Origin of the sequence: Proluteimonas luteida (assembly GCF_021191695.1) — a bacterium.
GTDB lineage: Bacteria > Pseudomonadota > Gammaproteobacteria > Xanthomonadales > Xanthomonadaceae > Luteimonas > Luteimonas luteida.
Genome location: NZ_JAIWPT010000037.1, coordinates 1 through 4639, shown reverse-complemented (window position 1 = coordinate 4639; position 4639 = coordinate 1). Strand labels below are relative to the sequence as shown.

At 71.3% G+C, this 4639-nt stretch carries 5 protein-coding genes; 3 read left to right on the top strand and 2 right to left on the bottom strand.

What is annotated here, in order from left to right; all coding sequences use genetic code 11:
* Positions 1 to 72: 72 nt before the first annotated feature.
* On the bottom strand, positions 73 to 828 hold the full coding sequence (gene lpxH, locus LDO26_RS18015) for a UDP-2,3-diacylglucosamine diphosphatase (protein WP_232132471.1): 756 nt from the start codon (positions 826 to 828) through the stop codon (positions 73 to 75).
* Positions 829 to 1002: 174 nt separating this feature from the next.
* Between lpxH and gltX the strand changes: the two genes are divergently transcribed.
* Positions 1003 to 2415 carry a glutamate--tRNA ligase gene (gltX, locus tag LDO26_RS18010; RefSeq protein ID WP_232132470.1) on the top strand — a complete coding sequence of 471 codons (1413 nt, stop codon included), beginning with the start codon at positions 1003 to 1005 and terminating at the stop codon, positions 2413 to 2415.
* 66 nt (positions 2416 to 2481) lie between these two features.
* Positions 2482 to 2970, top strand: coding sequence for a transcriptional repressor (locus LDO26_RS18005; RefSeq protein ID WP_232132469.1), 489 nt, complete (start codon positions 2482 to 2484; stop codon positions 2968 to 2970).
* 58 nt (positions 2971 to 3028) lie between these two features.
* Here the strand turns inward: LDO26_RS18005 and LDO26_RS18000 are convergent, their stop codons facing one another.
* Positions 3029 to 4228 carry an MFS transporter gene (locus LDO26_RS18000; RefSeq protein WP_343226194.1) on the bottom strand — a complete coding sequence of 400 codons (1200 nt, stop codon included), beginning with the start codon at positions 4226 to 4228 and terminating at the stop codon, positions 3029 to 3031.
* Positions 4229 to 4495: 267 nt separating this feature from the next.
* Here LDO26_RS18000 and LDO26_RS17995 point away from each other — a divergent pair.
* Positions 4496 to 4639: leucine zipper domain-containing protein (locus LDO26_RS17995; protein ID WP_232130160.1), on the top strand; the 144-nt coding region annotated here is incomplete at its 3' end.

Here is a 4639-nt window from a genome sequence, read left to right as displayed (position 1 = left end):
CGAGACCCGCCCTACGAGGCATGTCGCGGCGTAGGGCGGGTCTCGACCCGCCACGTCGCCGAGCCGGATGGATCATTCGCTGCGGGAAGGTGCAGGCAACGCCGACAGGTCGAACCGTCCGTCCGGCGTGGCCCGCAGCACCGAGCCCTGCTCGAACCAGTCGCCGAGCACGATGCGCCTGCAGTCGCGCCCGCCGACGCGCAGCTCGTGGATCGCCGGGCGGTGGGTATGGCCGTGGATCATCGTGTCGACGCCGTAGCGCGCGAAGGTCTCCTCGACGGTGCGCGGCGCCACGTCGGTGATCGTCTCCATCGTGCCGGCATCGCGCAGCGCGCCGGCGCGCGCCTGGCTGGCGGCGCGCGCCTGCTGCGCGAACGCCAGCCGCGCGGCCAGCGGCTGCGCCAGCATGTGCGCCTGCCAGTCCGGGTTGCGGGTCTGGGCGCGCACGGCCTGGTATTCGACGTCGTCGGTGCACAGCAGGTCGCCGTGGGTCAGCAGCACCGGCCTGCCGTACAGGGAGATCACCGCGGGGTCGGGCAGGATCCGCATGCCCGCGCGCCGCGCCCAGGCATCGCCGACGAGGAAGTCGCGGTTGCCGTGCATGAACGCCACCGGTACGCCGCTGTCCGACAGCGCCCGCAGCCGGTCGGCGACGAAACCCCCGGCCTCGGACGGATCGTCGTCGCCGACCCAGGATTCGAACAGGTCGCCGAGGATGTACAGCGCATCGGCGTTGCGGGCCTCGCCGTCGATGAATTCGCCGAACAGCCGGGTGATGTCCGGACGCGCCGGATCCAGGTGCAGGTCGGAGATGAAATAGGTGGTCATGGGGAAATGATAGTCCGGGGCCAGGGGCCAGGGGCCAGGGGCCAGGGGCCAGGGGCCAGGAGTCAAGCGCATGCGTTCGTGCCTTTCCCCGGCCCCTGACCCCCGACCCCTGGCCCCTGCTTCCCAGCCCCTGCCGTAAAATACCCGGTTCACCGACACACAGCGCCCGCATCCATGACCGTCCGCACCCGCTTCGCCCCCAGTCCCACCGGCTACCTGCACATCGGCGGCGCGCGCACGGCGCTGTACTGCTGGTTGCAGGCGCGCCACAGCGACGGGCAGTTCGTGCTGCGGATCGAGGACACCGACCGCGAGCGCAGCACCCAGGCGGCGATCGACGCGATCCTCGAGGCCATGGACTGGCTGGGCCTGGACTACGATGAGGGCCCGGTCTACCAGACCCAGCGGCTGGACCGCTACCGCGAGGTCGCAGAGCAACTGGTCGCCGACGGCAAGGCCTACTACGCCTACGAGTCGAAGGAGGAACTCGAGGCGATGCGCGAGGCGGCGATGGCCGCGGGACAGAAGCCCCGCTACAACGGCGCCTACCGCGACCGCAACGTGCCCTGGCGCGACGATCCCAACCGGGTGATCCGGCTGAAGAACCCGCAGGACGGCACGGTGGCGTGGGAGGACAAGGTCAAGGGCCGGATCGAGATCGCCAACAGCGAGCTCGACGACCTGGTGATCTTCCGCCCGGACGGCTACGCGACCTACAACTTCGCGGTGGTCGTCGACGACATCGACATGCGGATCAGCGACGTCGTGCGCGGCGACGACCACGTCAACAACACCCCGCGCCAGATCAACATCTATCGCGCGCTGGGCGCCGAGGTGCCGGCCTTCGCGCACCTGCCGATGATCCTCGACGAGCACGGCGCCAAGCTGTCCAAGCGCACCGGCGCGGCCGATGTCATGCAGTACCGCGACGCCGGCTACCTGCCGCATGCGCTGCTGAACTACCTGGTGCGGCTGGGCTGGTCGCACGGCGACCAGGAGATCTTCTCGATCGCCGAGATGCAGCGGCTGTTCGACCTCGAGGACGTCAACGCCAAGGCCGCGCGGCTGGACATGGCCAAGCTCGGCTGGCTGAACCAGCAGTATTTGAAGAACGACGATCCGGACGCGGTCGCCGCGCACCTGGAGTGGCATCTGCGCCAGGCCGGCTACGACCTCGCCAACGGGCCTTCGCCGGCCGACGTGGTGGTCGCGTTGCGCGACCGCGTGCAGACGCTGAAGGAAATGGCCGAACGCGCGGCCGTCTGGTATCGCCCGCTGGCGAGCTACGACGACAAGGCCGTGGCCAAGCACCTCAGGCCGGAAGCGCAGGCGCCGCTGGCCGACATGCGCGCGCGTCTCGCCGCGTTGCCGGACTGGACCGTCGAGGCGATCGATGCGGCGTTCCGCGGGACCGTCGAGACCCTGGGCCTGGGCATGGGCAAGGTCGCGCAGCCGCTGCGGGTGGCGATCACCGGCACCCAGGTCAGCCCCGACATCGGGCATACGGTCTACCTGGCCGGGCGCGAGCAGGCGCTCGCGCGCATCGATGCCGCGCTGGCCCGGATCGACGGCGCGGCCACGGCCTGAAGCCGCGGCGCGGTACATTGCGCGCCGCAGCTTGAGTCACCGCCCGCGCGCACCCATCATGTCGGTATGCGCCCCAACGTCCACGCCTGCACCGACCCCCACCACCACGTCGACGACGCCGCCGGTTTCGTGCGCGCGGTCGAACGTGCCTGCAGCGAACGCGGCCTGCGGCTGACGCCGATCCGCGCCCACGTGCTCGGCCTGATCGCCGAGGCCGGCCGGCCGCTGAAGGCCTACGACCTGCTGGACCAGGTGCGCCAGGGCGACGGGCCCGGCGCCGCAGCCCCGCCGACGGTGTACCGCGCGCTGGATTTCCTGCTCGCCAACGGCTTCATCCACAAGCTGCAGTCGGTCAACGCCTTCGTCGCCTGCCACCACCCCAGCACCGCGCAGCATTCGGTGCCGTTCCTGATCTGCGACCGCTGCCACAGCGCGGTCGAACTCGAGGACGAGCAGGTCGTCGCCTCGCTCGACGGCCGTGCCCGCGCGCTCGGCTTCGTGCCGCAGGCGCAGACGCTGGAAGTGCATGGCCTGTGCGCGGAGTGCGCGCCCTAGCCCTGTAAACCCGGCGCGGCGTCCCTGACAGGCCGGGAGATCGCCGGGCCGGACGGAATCAGGCCCAGCCCCTGCGCGGCGCCGCGAGGGCACCGGACACCAGCAACAGCGGCAGCACGGCGAGCACGAGGGCGTGGGCGCCCAGGTGGTCGAGCAGCATGCCGCCGAGCAGGCCGCCCCCGGCGATGGCGAGGTTCCAGCCGGTCACCAGCATCGACTGGGCCAGGTCCGCCGCCGCCCCGGCGCGCCGTGCGAGTGCGGTCTGGAACAGCGTGGCCACGCCGCCGAAGGCCAGGCCCCACAGGCCGGTTGCCACCGCCAGCACCGTCGGCTGGCGCGGCGACAGGGCCATGATCGCCGTCGCCAGCAGGAACCCCGCGATGCTCGCCAGCAGCAGGCGCCGGATGCCGCGGTCGATCAGCGTGCCGACGATCCAGATGCCCGCCAGCGACATCACGCCGAACAGCAGCAGGTAGCGCTCGACCGCCATGTCCGGCCCGGCCAGCGCCAGTACCGGGACGATGTAGGTGTACAGCGCATTGTGCGCGAGCACGTAGAGCAGCATGACGGTCAGGACCTGCGCGATGCCGGGCAGTCCGAACACCTCGCGCAGCCGCAGCGCATCGCGGCCGCGCGTGCCCGGAAAGTCCGGCAGCACGATCCGCGCCCATGCCAGCAGGCCGAGACTGAGCAGCGACATCGCCCCGAAGGTCCAGCGCCAGCCCAGGTGCTGGCCCAGCAGCGTGCCGGCGGGGATGCCGAGCGACAGCGCCAGCGGTGTGCCGACCATCGCCACCGCGATCGCCCGGCCCTGCAGCGCGGGTGCGACCAGTCGGCTGGCGTAGCCGGCCAGCAGTGCCCAGAGCAGGCCGGCGCTGATGCCGGCGACGAAGCGCGCCAGCAGCGTCAGCGGGTAGTGCGCCGACAGCGCGGTGACGGTGTTGGCGACGAGGAAGCCCGCGATCGCGGCCAGCAGCAGACGTCGTCGTCGCCAGCTTCGGGTCGCGACCACCAAGGGAATCGCCGCCAGCAGCGAGCCCAGCGCATAGACCGTGACCAGTTGCCCGACCAGCGCCGGCCGCACGCCGAGACCCGCCGCCATCTGCGGGAGGAGGCCCGCGGGCAGCGCTTCGGTCAGGATGGTGACGAAGCCGGCGCAGGCCAGTGCCAGCAGCCCCGCCAGCGGCAGCCGCGTCGCCGCGGCTGCCGTGGTGGCCGTGGCGGGCACCGGCGTGCAGCAGGTGTCGCCGGCATTCACGCGCCCGCTCCGTCCGGTCCCGCACAGGCGGCGTCGCGCATGGGGGCGCCTTCGCGAAGGGCACCGGGTGGACGGAAGCGATCGGAGGCAGCGGACGAGGCGGGCGCGGCGGACATCGGCGGTTCCGGCAGTGGAAAGGGCTGTCATGTTGGCGGCCGCGTCATGGCCGAAAAACCCGGCTAGATGTGATCTCTCAGTAGGTTGTTCATCCGGGGCATCTCTGGAAGATGGGGGTTACGAAGCCAACCCAGCCCCCAGGAGCCCCGGATGAACCTGCATAAACATGCCCGTTTGAGCCCTCGCGGTCGAGCCCTGCTCGTGGATCGCATCCTTGCTCATGGTCTGCGGGTGGAAGAAGCGGCGCATGCGGCCGGCGTCAGTGTCCGCACGGCCTACAAGTGGCTCAAGCGG

What these genes read in the sequence shown, in the direction of transcription:
- lpxH (WP_232132471.1), bottom strand. Translation starts at nt 828, where the DNA reads ATGACCACCTATTTCATCTCCGACCTGCACCTGGATCCGGCGCGTCCG.
- gltX (WP_232132470.1), top strand. Translation starts at nt 1,003, where the DNA reads ATGACCGTCCGCACCCGCTTCGCCCCCAGTCCCACCGGCTACCTGCAC.
- LDO26_RS18005 (WP_232132469.1), top strand. Translation starts at nt 2,482, where the DNA reads ATGCGCCCCAACGTCCACGCCTGCACCGACCCCCACCACCACGTCGAC.